Raw genomic sequence first — 15,768 nt, 5'->3', positions numbered from 1 at the left:
TATCTTCCACACTTATTAATCAAGGGAGGAAGTCCAATGTCAACAGCAAGTACTAAAGCACATGCAGAAGAAGTATTAAAGCTAATGAAGAAAAATAAAGCGCAAAAATCCAAAAGTGTAAAAGTGGAAATGACCACTGAACAACGTAATGCGAAAGTACTTCAAATGTTAGAGGAAGGTATCAAGGTGAAAGAGGTTGCGAAGAGGTTAAATATAACTCCTGGACTTGTCTATCAGATTAAATCGCAAATGAATAAATCAGTTGAACAAGTGGAGGTAAAGTCATTACGTGAAAAGGATATTAATCTTACTCATAAAGAGCTAAAATCAGCGATTGTAGACGTTGTAGAAGATAAACCAACCATCGATATACCAATTGTAAATGATAGCCTTAAAAAGCAAAATTTAGACTTACAGAAACAACTTGATAGATTCCGAGAAATCGAGAAAAACATGCAGCTGGAATTGATTGAGCAAAAGCATAAATATGAGAAATTATTAGCTGCTGAACGTGTAGAAAAGGAAAAAGCATATGCGGATTATTCGAGTGAAGTGGAAAACTCCAATCGTTTTCGCCAACAAGTACAGGATCTACTCATGGTCGATGGGTTGAATGAAGGGTTGATGCAACAAAATCTGATGTTCCGTAAACGATTTGGAATGATGCAGGAGGGAGTACAGCTATGATAAACGCGAGTATCTTATTTATTGGAATAGGTACCTTCTTTTCATTGGTATGCATTCTTGGTTTATTGAAACGTATTGAAAAATTGGAGCGAGAATCCAAATGAACATCACCAAAAACGGAATATACGTTGAAACGTTACCTAGCCAACGGAAACCGAAGATTATGAGACCGTATGTATCACCGTTTAAGAATTACATTACACTCACTCGCATAGAGGATGGACATGTTGTGTGGACGTCCTTGCCGTATGACAAAGAAACGGTTAAACAGTTGAAGCGTGATGGCTGGAAAGTAAATGAAGTTTGGGAGGTTGGGAAATGAGAGAGATTAAAATTCGTGGTTATTCCACTGAAAAATTATGTACTGATAGTCAATGGGTTGAAGGTACAGGAGTTCATACAACTATTTTTACGAATGAATTTGCTAAGGAAGTTGGCAAGGCGGGTGAGACCTTCATTTTTACTGAGAGTGGATGGTTTGAAGTTTATCCAGAAAGTGTTGGACAAAACACAGGATTGAAAGACAAAAATGGCGCGGAGATTTGTGAAGGGGATATTATAAAAGATTTCATTAATGAAAAACGTTATGAAGTTATTTGGGACGATTATGGAATGTTCCTTTTCAATCCAGTGGGAACAGAGGGTAGCGGAATAGATTATTACGATTTTGAGGATGAAATAAGTAGTGCAACTATCATAGTCGGCAACATCTACGAACATCCACACTTACTGGAGAACAACCAATGACACCAACCCAAGAAGAACGCTTAGTAAAGCTAAAACGCTACTATGATTACTTTGACATTGGTACGAAATACAACTGGTCGTTTCCTGAATTTACCGAGCGTGTGGATGATGGACGGTATGCGAGGATTCAGGAGGGAATGGCATTTAGTTATACGAGGAAGAGTGTGACGTACTAGAAACATAAGGTGCAACGAGAAAGGGTGTCGATTTAATGGGATTTGCAGTAAAAATATTTCCGCATTGTAGTTCTGATATTGGTGGATATTACGCAGGTAAAATAGATATTTACTCAGTAGAAAGTGTTGCAGTTCCTAGACATACGGATGATATTAACCTAGCGAAAGTGTACAAATATCGCAAAGGTGCAGAAAACGCAATTGCCAAGATTTTAAAAGAATCGACTTACGTTACAGAATCTGAAATTGAAGAAGTTTAATACACAGTCCGTAGAAAGAACGTACTACTCTATGTAGAGAAGATAAGCTTCTGTTAAGAATGTAATATCGCCAATTATGAGTTCTTTAATTTGATAGTTTTGACACTGGTGGTAGTCATCTATCAAACGATAAATTTCTTTAATTATTAAATCCATGAGTATTCTCCTTAAATGATTGTAGATAAAAAGGGCCTTCTTTAAAGAAAGCCCCGAGACCCAACTGGACAATAAAACGGAGGTTAGAAACGAACAAACATCCCAGTTGTTTTATATATTATGCAAATTCTAATTAGGTGTGCTTAGATCAATACAAAAGGCCCTAGGACTAGAGGACCTTTTGTTAACTAAGAAGCACAGAAAGGTTAACAAACTTCTCAGCTGTTCTATAGCATATGTATAGGGAAGATAAGTGACAGGGCGTTTGACAGGTTTAAAAAATATCAGAGCCTAGATTGGCATAATCAACAGGCTTCCTAGGACTGTTTTTCGGCTCTAGTAACAGTCTAGACAAAGGTGAATTATTTTAAACTGTTACTTTTGAATCAAAATGCGACACAAAAAGGAGAGGTAAAATGGGTTACACAGTTGAAAAGAATTATACTGAGCGTTATGAAATTGAAAAGGTTAAGACCAATTTTATGTCATATAAGCGGTTTAGTGCGGTAAGAAAAGATATACCTAATTGCGAGTTATGTGATAAGGGATTTCAAGACAGTGACAATACAAACTTAGCTTTTGCCAAAAAGACAACTAATAAACTAATATGTGACGAATGTGCTTCTAAGACAATTGAAGGTGGGGCAGAAAGCATCAATTGGTAATGAACAGTTCGTAGATAGCGCGACATTAGAAAAGAGGGATTTTATTAAATGGATAATACAAAAATAAAATTTACAGAAGACCAAAAAGCAGTGGTAGAACGTGAAATTAAACAAGCTTACAGCGCTATGGCTACTTTACTTGAGTGGGTTAAAACTGATTCCTTGCGTGAGGATATGAAAGAAGCACTACCAAGCTTAGTAGATAGCTATATGAAAACTGTCAAAGAAACCATCGGCTTTACTGGAGAAGAAAGTGAACGTGAAAAAGAAATGACTGAATCCATCGGTCAGTACTATCAGAAACAGATTAATGACTTAGAAAAAGCATTGGAAAGCCAACAATCCGTTAGCAGTATATCAGCTATTGTTAAAGTTGCATTCGAAAAAATTGAGAAATGGTGGGATATAGAAGGCTTCAACTACATCCGAGAAAAAGAAATAACAGCTGGTGGAACTGTTAAATTAGAGCTTGGCTTTATGCTTGATTCTTTCACATCAAATTATTCAACAACTCCTGTATCAGATAAAGAACAGTTGAAAACGAAAGTTCAATATTTAACGGACCAAGGTTTTGAATTTACTCCTAAAAAACGCGGCTATGGTTTAGATCTAATTGACAATGACAACAACCGCAAATTGCTTGAAAAGGTAATTAAAGCAGCTTTTCCAAGTGCAAGGGTGTGGTCTTACAATAACCATTTAAGAAGTACGAACAATGAACGAGACGACAGATTCATCATAAGAGGTGTTGAAATGACGATTATCGATTTAAGTGATATTGAAAACCTTCAGATTGAAGAAAAAACCTTTTTGTTTGATGAGGACGACGAATAAAGGAGAATGACAATGGCAGCTAATAAAACAGTGCGTGTAACATTTTCAGATTGCGTTATGATGTTTGGAAATTCATACAAACCGTGGGAAATGCAATACGACGAATACATCTGGATGCGTAAAAATAACAATTCACCTGTTGAACTGGTTAGTGTAGAGACTTCGCATTCAAAATGGGTCTCCTGGGGCGGTTTGAAATGGTGTCCAGAAGAAAGATATCAGCAACAGTTAAATCGTGAGGGTTGTCAAGACAGTGAACCAGACAATCCAAAACCTCGTATTTATAGCAAAATGAACTTCGCTCATGATAGACGAGCATTTAAGAAAGCAAAGGAACTTTTGGACAGAGCTTCATAAAGAGTTCGTAAAAAAAGTAAGGTACTTGAACCAAATTATGATAAAGGGAGATGTTGGGATGGAAAAGGAATTTAAATGTATCAAGGGATTCGTTGTAGACAAATACGATGAACACGAAGTTCCAATAGAAAATGAAAGTTTCATTGTACCCGTCGATTCGGCTTGGTGTTTGAGTGAAATTTCATATATGTGTGAAGTTCGTTTAGAAAGTGATGAATATGGTTGGTTGGAAATCACATTGGAAGATTTAAAAGAGTGTTTTATAGAGATTAGTTAAGGTACATTGCGTAAAAAATGCGAAGAAGAAAAGGAGGAAATGGATAATGACTAACGTTTGTGGAGAATGCAAAGGTGAAGGGTTCTTCCCTAACAATGACGGTTCAGATTGGCAAGAATGCGACAAATGTTTAGGTGAAGGAACTGTTGCGTAGTTCGTAAATAAAGCGTCCTAAAGGAGTGACCAAATTGACAATCACTGAAGATTTTACAAGCATTCAAGAATCACAGTTTTTGAAAATGATCACATCTAATTTGGCTCCAGTAGAAATCATCAAAGAAAAGAAAGGGACTGCCACACTCATTCGATTTAACAAGCAACAATATGTAGTGCAGCATCCAAGTCATATGCGGGCTAATCAGAATTTAAAGAAGAAAGCTAAGTAGTTATAAACATTGTGGATAAATTGTGGAAATATTTTAAAAATAGGAGATGCTAATTTGAATCTAAATAAATTATTTGAAACACAAAAAGTGCTTGATATACGTATTGAAAAAGAACATCCGAGAGTTGAGGGTGAGGAACGTCTAGCTAAAAAGGTACTAGCTTTACAAGTGGAATTAGGTGAGCTGGCTAATGAACAACGTACATGGAAGTTTTGGAGCAATGACCAGGAGCCACGGACAAAAATAACTTGTGAAATTTGTAGAGGTCATGGTGGTCATTACAACACTTTTAAAAATGCCAAAAATCGAGTAAATAAAATAACTTGTAATGCGTGCGAGGGTACAGGAGTTTTCGAAGGGGAGAATCCACTCCTAGAAGAATACGTCGACTGCTTACATTTCATCTTGTCGATTGGGTTGGAATTAAAACTGGATACAGATGACTGGATTTTTGAAGGAATAACCTACCATTCAATAATTACTCAGTTTATTGCCTTGAACGAGATGGCTGCTGAATTATATAGAAACCCTTTTGAAACCAAATTTCTAGAGTTATTAGAAACTTTTATAGGTCTTGGCGAAATGCTTGGCTTCACATGGGAGCAAATAGAGGAAGCGTATTACGAGAAAAATGAAATCAATCACGAAAGACAAAATACAGGTTATTAATATGAAGCCAGTTGAACGTTTAACCCTTATCGAACTACTAGTATTCATGACTGGTAAAGCGGAAGCGTATTTCTTCCACATGAGTGATGAGGAATTGAATGGGGAGTATGACCGGTTGATGGAGTAGGACGTACTAGAGAACATAAAGCGAACTAAACAAGGAGGAAATAAAAGTGAAAATGAAGGCTTTGAAGGATAATAAGACACTTCACATTACAGAAGGGAATGTGTATGAAGCATATACAGTAACGATAGGTAGCAACCTATTGATTGTTGAAAATGACATTGGTGATGAAGTAATAATTTCTAGGTATAGTTTTGAAGAAGAGTAATTCATAGTACGTAGAAAATGCGAAGCAACAAATTAAGGAGGGCAGACATGCAAAAAAATAACTACAACTTTAACGACATACCACCTGAGTTAAGAAATCTCCCTCAATGGATCGTGTGGAAATTCGAGAAAAAAGAAGGTAAAGGCGGTAAAGAAAAGCTTACGAAAGTGCCTTATCAAGTAAGTGGTGATGAAGCGCAGACGAACAATCCAAGGACCTGGTCCACGTTTGCAACAGCGGTTAAGTTTTATTTAGAACACAATTACGATGGCATTGGATTTGTCTTTTCTAAACGAGATAACTATATCGGAATAGACATCGATGGATGTGTTGTTCAACAAGATGACGTAGGAATTGTAAATCATTTCGGTAATGAAATCATCGATTTACTGGACAGTTATACGGAATTTTCGCCAAGTAAAACGGGACTTCATGTGATTGTGAAGGGCAGTCTTCCACAGGGATTTCTAGGTACTGGACGGAAAAATGACAAACTTGGATTAGAAGTATATTCACACGGCCGCTATTTTACCTTCACAGGAAATCGTGAAAATGCCAATGAGATTTATGAGCGTACTGATGAAATTGCCAGCCTATTAGAAAAGTATTTTGATGACAGTGAAGCTCGTACACTTGTTGATCTAAACGAATACCAAAACGATGGTATTAAATTTTCTAATTCTGAACTGTGGGAGAAGATGTTCAGGAGCCAAAATGGGGATGAAATCAGAGCTCTATTTGATGGCAAGTTAGTGGAAAATGATTGGTCTGCTTCTGATTTAGCACTAGCGAACCATCTTGCATTCTGGACTGGTAAAAGTGTTACTCGTATGGATTCCATGTTCCGGGAGACGTCTCTTATGCGTGATAAATGGGACAAGGTACATCATTCGAGTGGGGAAACATACGGAGAACGCACGATAAACATGGCGATTGCCGGCACATCTTCCACAATTTTAGATGGACTCGATGATGGATATTCCATTTCCATATCACCTTCCACAGATGATGTATTCAAAGATAAAAGTCGCAAATTCATGTGTACCGAATTAGGAAATGCTGAACGGATTGCGAACGATTACGGAAATGTTATCCGCCATGTGGGAGATGCAGGATGGTATGTGTGGGATGGCAAGCGATGGAAAGAAGATCGTAAGCGTGAAATCGAAAAAATTACAGCCAAAGTGTTACGTAAACTGTTCAAAAGTGACAATGAACATGAACAAAAATGGGCGAAACAATGTGAAAAACGCGCCATTCGTATGAATAGCATTAAAGATATGATTCCATTGGTGCCAGCTGAACGTGAAGAGTTCGACAAACATAAATTCTTATTCAATGTATCAAACGGCATTATCGATTTAAAAACAGGTGAGTTGTTGCAGCATGATCGCAACTACATGATTACGAAAATTTCTAACGTGGAATACGACAAAAACGCTAAAAGTCCAGTGTGGGAGAACTTCTTGGAAAGCATATTCAAAACACCTGATGGACAGACGGATTATGAAGTAATCGACTTCTTACAGCGTGTGATTGGCCATTCTTTAACAGGAGATATTTCTGAACAATTGATGTTCTTCCTTTTCGGTAGTGGTCGTAACGGTAAGTCCACATTCATCAACACTATTCAAAACCTAATGGGTGATTATGGCCGTCAAACTAACTCGGAAACTTTCATTAAAAAGAATAATGACAGTTCTATCAACAATGATATCGCTAGATTGGTAGGAGCGCGCTTTGTAAGTGCTATAGAGAGTGAAGAAGGACAACAGCTATCCGAATCCCTAGTAAAGCAAATAACAGGCGGAGAACGCATTTCTGCACGTTTCCTGAGACAAGAGTTTTTTGAGTTCACACCAGAATTTAAAGTGTTCTTCACGACCAACCACAAACCGATTGTTAAAGGTATTGATGAAGGTATCTGGAGACGGATCAAGCTTATACCATTTAGTGTAACCATACCGAAAGAGTCCATTGATAAAAAACTACCCGAGAAATTATCACTCGAAGCTGCAGGCATACTTAACTGGATGATTGAGGGGTGTTTGAAGTGGCAGAAGTCGGGGCTGAATAATCCCACATCAATTTCTCTTGCAACTGACAAATACAAAGAAGACATGGACATCATCGAACCGTTTGTATTCGAAAAATGTTTTCTCAATCCGTTAGCGAAGATTGAAGCGAAAGTTTTGTTCTCCGCATATGAAAAATGGTGCTATGAAAATGGTGAATTTGCACTCAAAAATAGAACATTTTATCGGTTACTAGAAACTAGGAATTTGAAAAAAGAACGTGGCTCCGGTAACAAAATTTACGTTCATGGCATTGGATTGGCTCATGAAGATTACAAATATTTACCAAATACAGTTACTGAATCAGAGGAAAAATTAAGGAAAGTTACTAAAGACAACGTTTTAAATGTCCCTTTCAAAGTGCTTTGAGCCTTAGAGCCAGTTGACTTTGTTTTATATTGAATTTTTAAGAGTTACTTATAGTTACTTATTTTCCTTATAACAATAAATAATAAAATAATATATATATTACTATATATTCTGTTATAGGAAAAACGAGTAACAATTGGTAACTCAGTAACTTTTGGGAGGTTTTGAATAAAATGCATCCTGCGAAAATTATTGATGAAATTTCGACGTACAAGTCGGAGATAAAACTGACCAAAGATGGACTGATTTTGACCAATCATGAAAATGTACCGGTTGAGTTTGTGGAGATTATCCAAGAATACAAACCTAGATTGCTAGACTTTTTGGAAGGCACATATACGAAAAAACATTATGCGACCGACCAGACGATTTATAAAGCCATTTTGCATTGGTGCGGGAAAGAACATAACCATCACATAGACCTGTGGATGAACGACGTTCCTGAGGTGTGTGATTTGCTTTATGATTTGACTGCTGAACTAGCTCAAAACGGTTGGAAGGATATAAACGAGATGTATTTTTGTTATGAAACCGACCGAGCAAAGGAATTGAGTATACAGATATATGACAGTGCAATTGCTTTTAGAAATAGAGGTGCGAGATGATCCATTACCATTACACAGATACAGAAATCAATACCATATTGAAAACACTTACCATTGTGGTAGACACGCGGGAGAATAAAAACCAGCACATTTTAGATTACTTGCGCAAGAAAGAAGTACCAATCAAATTAAAAGCATTAAAGACTGGTGACTATTCCGCTTTCATACCTCGCAATGAAGAATTAGGCATACATCGTGATTTGTACTTAAATGGCTGTATAGAGCGCAAGAACAGTATCGATGAGATAACAGGTAACCTTGGCAAAGATAAGCGCTCAGCGTTCGAAAATGAGCTAATACGAGCGAGTTTAAATCCATTCGTGTTGATTGTGGAAGACAAAGACGGGTATGAGAAAATCCTAAAGGGTGAATATCGTAGCCAGTACAGTCCACAGGCATTACTTGGCAGTCTGAAAACATTTGAAGTCCGATATGGATTCAGCATGGTATTCATGGACAAGTTGTTGAGCGGGAATTATATCTATCACCATTTTTATTACATGGCGAAGGAGTATTTGAAGAAAGGAATGTTGTGAGAGGTGAGTGTGGATGAATCGGATTAGAAGGATGCTAAATGCAGAGGTGGATGTAACGATGAACGGATATGCTCTTATGGGAATATTAGTGGCTTCGTTGTACGGAATATTTTGTCTAATCAGAGATGTGATACTAACGTTTATATAAAAGGGGGAACAACAACATGACCACATTAACCAAAATCGACATTAGCAAAATAGAAGAATATTGGATGAATCATGAGCTAAACAAAAAGCAGCTAAAATATCGTGAATGGGAATTGTTAAATCCACACAAAGAGGAAGAGGTGAATACTGGCATATCAGCTGGTGGTATTTCTAAAACTACGGAACGAAAAGCATTAATCCTTGTGGAGGACAAGTTGTATCAAAATTTAAAACAAATCATTGAGGCCATCGACAAGATGTACCATGTTCTTGACAGTGATACGAAGACCATTGTGGAAATGCGGTACTGGGACAAAGAAGGTAATTGTTATGAGTGGGAAGAGATAGCGGATAAGTTGTTTATGTCAAGACATAAGGTGCTGCGTAAAAGGAATATGCTAATTGATGAAACTGCTAAACGGATTGGGTGGGTGTAGATGAGTAAAGAAAATACTGTAACATCTAGCGGTATTGGATTTGGTGTTGTGTTAGCGATAGTCATTTCATGGAGTGTCAACGAGTCAATCCTGTGGGCAATACTACATGGAATATTTGGATGGTTTTATGTAATTTATTACGCAATACAAAACTGAACTTGTTAGGTATAGCGAAGTTCACAAACAAACCTGATAAAGTAGTAATATGCAGTACTAGGTTGAAGACTACTACTCATAAACCTACCTCCCTTATAAAGAAGCACTTGGACTTAATTGTCTGGGTGCTTTTTATTATGTAGATGTTACATTACAAGGAAATATAGAAATCTAATAATATCAAGGATGAAATATGGATTATTCTTTCGCACAAAGTAACAGATTATTAACTCGAAGGGGTAGTTACAGCTACTGCACACTTCTGGCGGAGACAGGCTTGCCAAACTCAGGGGGTCTTGTTGAACGTTCTTACATAATTCATGCATAAATAAATTCATGCAATATACATTATTTATTCATCATTTCTACCAGTACCAGCATGATAAACGCCGTTAAATCAACGATGTATAAAATTTTGCATAACTCGTATTCATAGCAAGTTGAAAAGCCAGTCATATCAAGGGTTAAAATAATAGTTAGTTTACATAATGTAGTTTTTACTAAGCTAGAATGTATGGAATATACACAGCATTTGGTATGTTGATGGATGTTTATGCATGAATAGGCGTAGTATATGCGGTGGTTAGTTACTGAAAACGTCGACCCCCAAGCCCCCTAGTCGTCAGAGCCTGCAACTGCTGTTCTAAAATTGCGCAATAAATTTTCTAACTCAGGGTGTTATACATTGAAAACTGCACACGAACCGTCAATAAAGTAATCTGAATGGTGATTCCAACGCGGGCGATGAATCGTTGCAGTTTTGAGTGTATAAAAATATAAACGAAAAGGATGATGAAAAATGGCGGACAACAATTCTCGCGGATTATCAATCGAACTAGATGTGGATGTATCAAATGCAATAAAAGGGTTAAAGGCTGTTCAACGTGAAGCGAAAGAGGCTACTAAGGCTTTGAAAGAGTTTGAAGTTACAGTCACTAAAAATGATGGAGAACTAATTGCTTCAGTAACTCAAGAAAATGCAATCTGTAAAAATGGTTATTCAGCAACTATCCATAAAAGTGAAGTAATTGTTCCTTCAAGTTACCGAGTCAAAGAACATGTAAATATTATTGGCGCTGGAGTTGTTGTAGATGATTCCACAGGCACACGACTAACTACATTCTCATTGGACATATTCTCAACAAAAGCATTAACCGAGGAATTAGCTAAACGTGAAGGTATTGAGGAGTTCACAGTCTCCCCTCACCATGGGAAAGCTAGGTTGTGTATTGAAAACGGAGTGCAAGGTATTTGTACCGATATAGAAGGACCAGCGAGGATAATTGTAAATAGAGATTAACATATAACACCGCAGTTACCTTAAATGGTTCTGCGTTATTTATATGGTCATCATCAACTGTGGATGGCAAACAAATAACCCACAAAGGAGGTACTCATACATGGCATACGTAGTTGGTAAGTGGTTGAACAGGCAAGAACGTCAAGAACGAATAGATTTATTGACTGAACGAGCCGAGACAATTGCAGGATTGATTGAAGTCGGTCAAGCAAATAAAAATCAAATTAAAATACTACAAGCAGATGTAAAAGAGCTAGAGCGTTTAAGTCGAATACACCGAGCAGAAATAGACGTTGCGTATTTCACGTATGCGTATCTCTCTGATGAATCGAATCCAAACAATGATGATAATATTATACGTCATGCACCAGATGGAACGTTACATGATCCGTTTGAAAAGTTAGCGCCTATCCATCGTGAATTCTTTGATTTATGTGATTATGTGAATGATACGAAGAAGGATGCACGATTAGGAATAGCAGCTGCACGTGGTCATAATAAATCGGGTACGTTTTCCAATGCCTTTCCACTGCATCAAGTGGTATTTAGGAAAAGGAAATATACGTTAGTTGTTACGGAAACAGATACCTTATCGAAAAAGCTAATTGGTTGGGTGAATAAGCAGCTTAAATTTAATGAATTGTTGAGAGAAGATTTTGGTGCGTTGTTACATGAAAAACAATCGATGAACGAAAAGGATAACGAAGAAGTATTTATTACGAGTGAAAATTCCATCATGGAAGCTTCGTCATCTGGTAAACGACTTCGTGGATCTCGTCATGGTGCCTTACGTCCTGACTTGGTCATTATCGATGATGCCAGTTCACAACATAATGAAAACACCAAAGAAGCGCGAGAAAAGATGCTGCACTGGTTCAATACTGAGGTTGTTCCATTGGGAGCAAGAGGAACAGCAATTGTATTGGTCGGAACCATGGTATCAGCCACAGGGTTACTGAATCATGTACTCAAACGTAAAGACTTTAAAGCTAGTTTTCATGGAGCGGTCGTATCGGAGCCTACTCATCCAGAAGTGTGGGAGAAATATTGCGAGGTATATGCGAACTCGGATGATATGGATGAAGTGGATGTGTTTTATGAAGAGCATAAACAGGAGCTAGAAGATGGTGTTGAAGTTGCTTGGCCTTGGCGTTGGTCTTATCGTGCGTTAATGCATGAGAAAGTGAATATGGGTACACGAGCGTATAACTCCGAGTATCGTAACCTAGCATTCTCTGAAGATGAACAATATTTCTTCCCTGATAAATATGGTAAATATCATTATCGTATTGAAAACGACAGAACCTATGTGCAATATGAGGATTTACTAATACCTGTGGACGAACTGACGATTAGCGGTTTCTGGGATATAGCACAAGGCAAAAATGCAAGGTCTTGTTTTAACTCTGTCATCACGGTGGGAAAATACGAACCTACAGGTCATATGTTTGTGTTGGATGAATATGCAAGTAAAGAGCCAGCACACATCTACATTGATCTTATTGTGAAGAAAATAGGACAGTTTAGACATCACATATTCAGTGTGGAAACGATAAATGCTCAGCATGAATATTACCGACAACTAATGGATGCGGTTCGAAAGGCTGGATTGTCTACCACACGGATTAATGATGTAAAGAGCCATAAATCAAGTAAAGAAGAACGGATGCAGTCATTAGAGCCGTTGTTCGAAAACAAAACGTTGATATTAAATGATAATCATAAAATATTGATCGACCAACTATCAGAATATCCATTTGGTGATTATGTAGATAGCATAGATGCTTTGCAAGGAGCAGTTGATAATGTGTATCGAAGAAAGCCAAGAGTTATTGAGAAGCCTGAGTTTATGTATGCGTAAGGAGTGGACTTATGTACAAACGATTAAAAAGATTAATTACATCTGACGTAAAATTAATCAAAGACACTTGTTGGTATGACAGCGTAGAAAAAATAGATGGGTTTAAATTTTACACTAAACGACCATTTTCAAATTCATATCAATGGCATGCAGTAATTGGGCTTGAATATACTTATGAGATTTTAAGCCTCATTCAAGATGGCATTAAAAACAAACGTAAAGCTATTTTGATAGAGATTCAAAGTGGATGGGGAAGAGAAAGGGTATACATTTGGCGCGGAAGTTTTAAAAAAGCTGAAAAACAAATTTTTGAAATGATAAAAGAGTTACAACAACAATATTAAAACAAACCCACATCGGAAGGCGGTGAAAGGATATGAGTCCTACAGAAAAGGAATTTTTAGAAGCAGAATTAGGCCCTAGAAAAGTTAAAGCTGCAAACTTATTGGTTGCAAAAGAGTTAGCTTCCCCCGATTACGAAGGTCCAAAAACGCTTGATGCCATTGCAGAAGAAATTGGTATAAGCCGAAAAACGTTTTGGGAATGGAGAGAACAAAGCGATTTTGCTAAATATGTTAGTGCAATTTCGAATGAGTATTTATCCAAGTTCAGACCGCTAATATATAATCAATTAATAAAATCCATCACCGCTACGCAACCGAGTATGAAAGCAATGGATATGTATTTTAAAATTGAAGGTCTATATAACGATAAAGTTACGATTAATAATGAATTTACTCAAGTTGGAGGAGAATCTAATGAAGATTTAGCAAAATCATTAGAATCTCTACAAAAAATGAAAGCTTTAAAAGAAACGGAGGGGAAATAATTGAGCTTATTTTATCCAGGTGCGACATTTCCCCCTGAAGATCATCTCGAACGTTTAGCAAAGTATTATCGATTGAAACCATACTTTAATGGTACTCATAAAGAAAATTACGACCGCATGGCTAGATTGTTGAAGGACTCACCACAACATGATCAGTTGGAACAATTGTATATTGCGATTAACCTAGCCTACATTTTGTGTTTAAAGCCAGCAGACTTGTTGATTGGCGACCGCCCTACATTCGACAGTGGCAAGCCTGACGATTCAGTAGAACAAAAACTACTCAATCAAATTGTGGAAGAAAACGACGTCAACACCCTCATCTATGAAAGCGCAACAAGTGGAGGGTATAGAGGGGATGGATTTTTCATCGTCCGTTATGGTAAACGACATGATATGTCTGCGTTGAAAGAACATGGTATTCCTGATACAAGTAAATCTGAAGCAATTATTGAACATGCGGCAGCTGATACAGTATTTCCTGAAACGTCAGAAGGCAATATAAAGAAAATCAAGGCGTATAACGTTACATCCATCGTGTGGGTGAAAGAGAAGAAAAGAGAAGTTCCTTATTTAGAAGTTGCTAAGCACGTACCGGGCTATATTATTTATGAGCGTTATCGCATGCAAGAGATACCTGAAACTGGTATTGATACGACGTATGATTTTCCAATCACAACATATAAGATTGTGGAGAAGGTCCCTACCGGACGTGAAAAGGACATTATTAAAACTGGCGCTAAATATCCATTAGTATTTCATGTTCCTTATTCTTCTGTGGATGACCATTGGCAAGGTAAAGGATTTGTCGAAACGGTTGAACATGCTATTCAGGCTTTAGAGGATAGATTGACACAGTTGGATTATATTTTATTGAAACACAGCGACCCTATTTTATACGGTCCAGAGTTAGAAAGCGTTCAAGGCACTCAAACTCCATCTGTATCTGTGGGAGGCAAATACATTCCATTACGGAAAGAAGATGCTACTCCAGGTGCAATCACATGGGATGGTAAATTAGAGGCTGTATTCAAAGAAATTGACTACCTTATCGCCTACATCTTCCAAATGTCCGAAACCCCACAGTGGTTGTTCGGTACAACAATGAGCACTGGTGGGAATACTGGTGGAACTGGTACAAGCCATTCAGACGGTGCAGCTATTAAAGCTAGGTTCATGCCTATCCTTTCAAAAGTGAAGCGTATTCGTAATGGATATGACAAGGCTATTCGTGATGCAATTTGGGCTTGTTTTCAGTTAGAGAAAACACATGGCACGTACAAAGGCGAGGACGTTTATCCAAAAATCCACTGGAAAGATGGTATTCCGAAGAACGAGAAGGAAGAAGCTGAAATTTATGCTCTTCGTACAGGCGATAAGCCATCTCTTGACCAAAAAACAGCCATTAAGCGTATGGATGAGTTGGATGATATGCAAGCTGAGGAAATCATGAAGCGGATTAGTGAAGATGATAAACGTATGCAACCTGTTAGTCCTGAGGTTTTTAATTTGGAGGGGTGATGAGTATGAATACTGAATACGCATTACAAGTACTTAAAATACAAAAGTTAAAGTTAAAAGATGATTTATCTGACTTAAATTATTACAAAGAAAATCATGGCGCTAACAATGAAGAACGTAGGGAACAGGTTAAACAGAAAATCGCTAGTTTAGATTTTACAATAGAAATACTCGGAAAACATGAAGTCACTCAATAGGATGGCTTTTTATTATGTCAGAAAGTTGGTGAATACCATGCAATTTCAAGAAGTCACATTCAAGAAAGGTACGGTGGTCTATTCGTCTCGGAGCTATTCGTAAAATAGTAAAATTTAATTTTTACAGTAAAGGATAGAGGGAAATGAAAAAGATTTTATGCTTTATCATAGGACATATCCCAATAAAAG

The 15,768-nt window shown here is 37.3% G+C and carries 25 protein-coding genes; all 25 read left to right on the top strand.

Annotated features, from left to right (window positions below; genetic code table 11):
* Positions 1–36 precede the first annotated feature (36 nt).
* The 25 genes from MHB55_RS12235 to MHB55_RS12115 all read left to right on the top strand — a co-directional run bounded on the left by MHB55_RS12235 (position 37) and on the right by MHB55_RS12115 (position 15,579).
* The gene (locus MHB55_RS12235) at positions 37–687 is read left to right on the top strand and encodes a helix-turn-helix domain-containing protein (RefSeq protein WP_340863339.1); all 651 of its coding nucleotides are present in this window, start codon (positions 37–39) and stop codon (positions 685–687) included.
* A 100-nt stretch (positions 688–787) separates the two neighbouring features.
* Complete coding sequence (locus MHB55_RS12230; RefSeq protein ID WP_340863338.1) at positions 788–1,009, top strand: hypothetical protein; 222 nt, start codon at positions 788–790, stop codon at positions 1,007–1,009.
* Positions 1,006–1,434, top strand: a complete 429-nt coding sequence (locus tag MHB55_RS12225) for a YopX family protein (protein ID WP_340863337.1) — start codon at positions 1,006–1,008, stop codon at positions 1,432–1,434. The genes MHB55_RS12230 and MHB55_RS12225 overlap by 4 nt, the downstream gene beginning before the upstream one ends.
* Positions 1,431–1,610, top strand: a complete 180-nt coding sequence (locus tag MHB55_RS12220) for a hypothetical protein (RefSeq protein ID WP_340863336.1) — start codon at positions 1,431–1,433, stop codon at positions 1,608–1,610. The genes MHB55_RS12225 and MHB55_RS12220 overlap by 4 nt, the downstream gene beginning before the upstream one ends.
* Before the next feature lie 35 nt (positions 1,611–1,645).
* Positions 1,646–1,870, top strand: a complete 225-nt coding sequence (locus MHB55_RS12215) for a hypothetical protein (RefSeq protein WP_340863335.1) — start codon at positions 1,646–1,648, stop codon at positions 1,868–1,870.
* Positions 1,871–2,442: 572 nt separating this feature from the next.
* A complete protein-coding gene (locus MHB55_RS12210; protein WP_340863334.1) occupies positions 2,443–2,691 on the top strand; it encodes a hypothetical protein in 249 nt (82 codons plus the stop codon).
* Between the two features lie 48 nt (positions 2,692–2,739).
* A complete protein-coding gene (locus tag MHB55_RS12205; RefSeq protein ID WP_340863333.1) occupies positions 2,740–3,525 on the top strand; it encodes a hypothetical protein in 786 nt (261 codons plus the stop codon).
* Between the two features lie 12 nt (positions 3,526–3,537).
* Positions 3,538–3,882, top strand: a complete 345-nt coding sequence (locus MHB55_RS12200) for a spore protein H (protein ID WP_340863332.1) — start codon at positions 3,538–3,540, stop codon at positions 3,880–3,882.
* A gap of 58 nt (positions 3,883–3,940) precedes the next feature.
* Positions 3,941–4,159, top strand: coding sequence for a hypothetical protein (locus MHB55_RS12195; protein WP_340863331.1), 219 nt, complete (start codon positions 3,941–3,943; stop codon positions 4,157–4,159).
* Positions 4,160–4,347: 188 nt separating this feature from the next.
* Complete coding sequence (locus MHB55_RS12190) at positions 4,348–4,545, top strand: hypothetical protein (protein ID WP_340863330.1); 198 nt, start codon at positions 4,348–4,350, stop codon at positions 4,543–4,545.
* 54 nt (positions 4,546–4,599) lie between these two features.
* Entirely contained in the window at positions 4,600–5,214 is a 615-nt protein-coding gene (locus tag MHB55_RS12185) for a dUTP diphosphatase (RefSeq protein ID WP_340863329.1), read from the top strand.
* A 1-nt stretch (position 5,215) separates the two neighbouring features.
* A complete protein-coding gene (locus MHB55_RS12180; RefSeq protein ID WP_340863328.1) occupies positions 5,216–5,341 on the top strand; it encodes a hypothetical protein in 126 nt (41 codons plus the stop codon).
* Between the two features lie 46 nt (positions 5,342–5,387).
* Positions 5,388–5,546: a hypothetical protein gene (locus MHB55_RS12175; RefSeq protein WP_340863327.1), complete on the top strand. Its 159-nt coding sequence runs from the start codon at positions 5,388–5,390 to the stop codon at positions 5,544–5,546.
* A gap of 47 nt (positions 5,547–5,593) precedes the next feature.
* Entirely contained in the window at positions 5,594–7,990 is a 2,397-nt protein-coding gene (locus tag MHB55_RS12170; protein WP_340863326.1) for a phage/plasmid primase, P4 family, read from the top strand.
* Positions 7,991–8,163: 173 nt separating this feature from the next.
* Positions 8,164–8,595: a hypothetical protein gene (locus MHB55_RS12165; RefSeq protein WP_340863325.1), complete on the top strand. Its 432-nt coding sequence runs from the start codon at positions 8,164–8,166 to the stop codon at positions 8,593–8,595.
* Entirely contained in the window at positions 8,592–9,131 is a 540-nt protein-coding gene (locus tag MHB55_RS12160; RefSeq protein WP_340863324.1) for an ERCC4 domain-containing protein, read from the top strand. Before MHB55_RS12165 ends, MHB55_RS12160 begins: the two co-directional genes overlap by 4 nt.
* 13 nt (positions 9,132–9,144) lie before the next feature.
* The gene (locus MHB55_RS12155; RefSeq protein WP_340863323.1) at positions 9,145–9,279 is read left to right on the top strand and encodes a hypothetical protein; all 135 of its coding nucleotides are present in this window, start codon (positions 9,145–9,147) and stop codon (positions 9,277–9,279) included.
* Between the two features lie 16 nt (positions 9,280–9,295).
* The gene (locus tag MHB55_RS12150) at positions 9,296–9,715 is read left to right on the top strand and encodes a transcriptional regulator (protein WP_340863322.1); all 420 of its coding nucleotides are present in this window, start codon (positions 9,296–9,298) and stop codon (positions 9,713–9,715) included.
* A complete protein-coding gene (locus MHB55_RS12145) occupies positions 9,716–9,871 on the top strand; it encodes a hypothetical protein (protein ID WP_340863321.1) in 156 nt (51 codons plus the stop codon).
* 799 nt (positions 9,872–10,670) lie between these two features.
* Entirely contained in the window at positions 10,671–11,171 is a 501-nt protein-coding gene (locus tag MHB55_RS12140; protein ID WP_340863320.1) for a BC1881 family protein, read from the top strand.
* Positions 11,172–11,271: 100 nt separating this feature from the next.
* Positions 11,272–13,032: a phage terminase large subunit gene (gene terL / locus MHB55_RS12135; protein ID WP_340863319.1), complete on the top strand. Its 1,761-nt coding sequence runs from the start codon at positions 11,272–11,274 to the stop codon at positions 13,030–13,032.
* 11 nt (positions 13,033–13,043) lie between these two features.
* Positions 13,044–13,376 carry a hypothetical protein gene (locus tag MHB55_RS12130; protein WP_340863318.1) on the top strand — a complete coding sequence of 111 codons (333 nt, stop codon included), beginning with the start codon at positions 13,044–13,046 and terminating at the stop codon, positions 13,374–13,376.
* 32 nt (positions 13,377–13,408) lie between these two features.
* A complete protein-coding gene (locus tag MHB55_RS12125) occupies positions 13,409–13,861 on the top strand; it encodes a phBC6A51 family helix-turn-helix protein (protein ID WP_340863317.1) in 453 nt (150 codons plus the stop codon).
* Positions 13,862–15,382, top strand: a complete 1,521-nt coding sequence (locus MHB55_RS12120; RefSeq protein ID WP_340863316.1) for a phage portal protein — start codon at positions 13,862–13,864, stop codon at positions 15,380–15,382.
* Positions 15,382–15,579 carry a hypothetical protein gene (locus MHB55_RS12115; protein ID WP_340863315.1) on the top strand — a complete coding sequence of 66 codons (198 nt, stop codon included), beginning with the start codon at positions 15,382–15,384 and terminating at the stop codon, positions 15,577–15,579. The genes MHB55_RS12120 and MHB55_RS12115 overlap by 1 nt, the downstream gene beginning before the upstream one ends.
* Positions 15,580–15,768: the final 189 nt, after the last annotated feature.

This window comes from Psychrobacillus sp. FSL K6-1267 (assembly GCF_038003265.1).
Lineage (GTDB): Bacteria > Bacillota > Bacilli > Bacillales_A > Planococcaceae > Psychrobacillus > Psychrobacillus faecigallinarum.
Note: the sequence above shows the minus strand (reverse complement) of the source record. Positions and strands in the feature narration are given on the sequence as shown.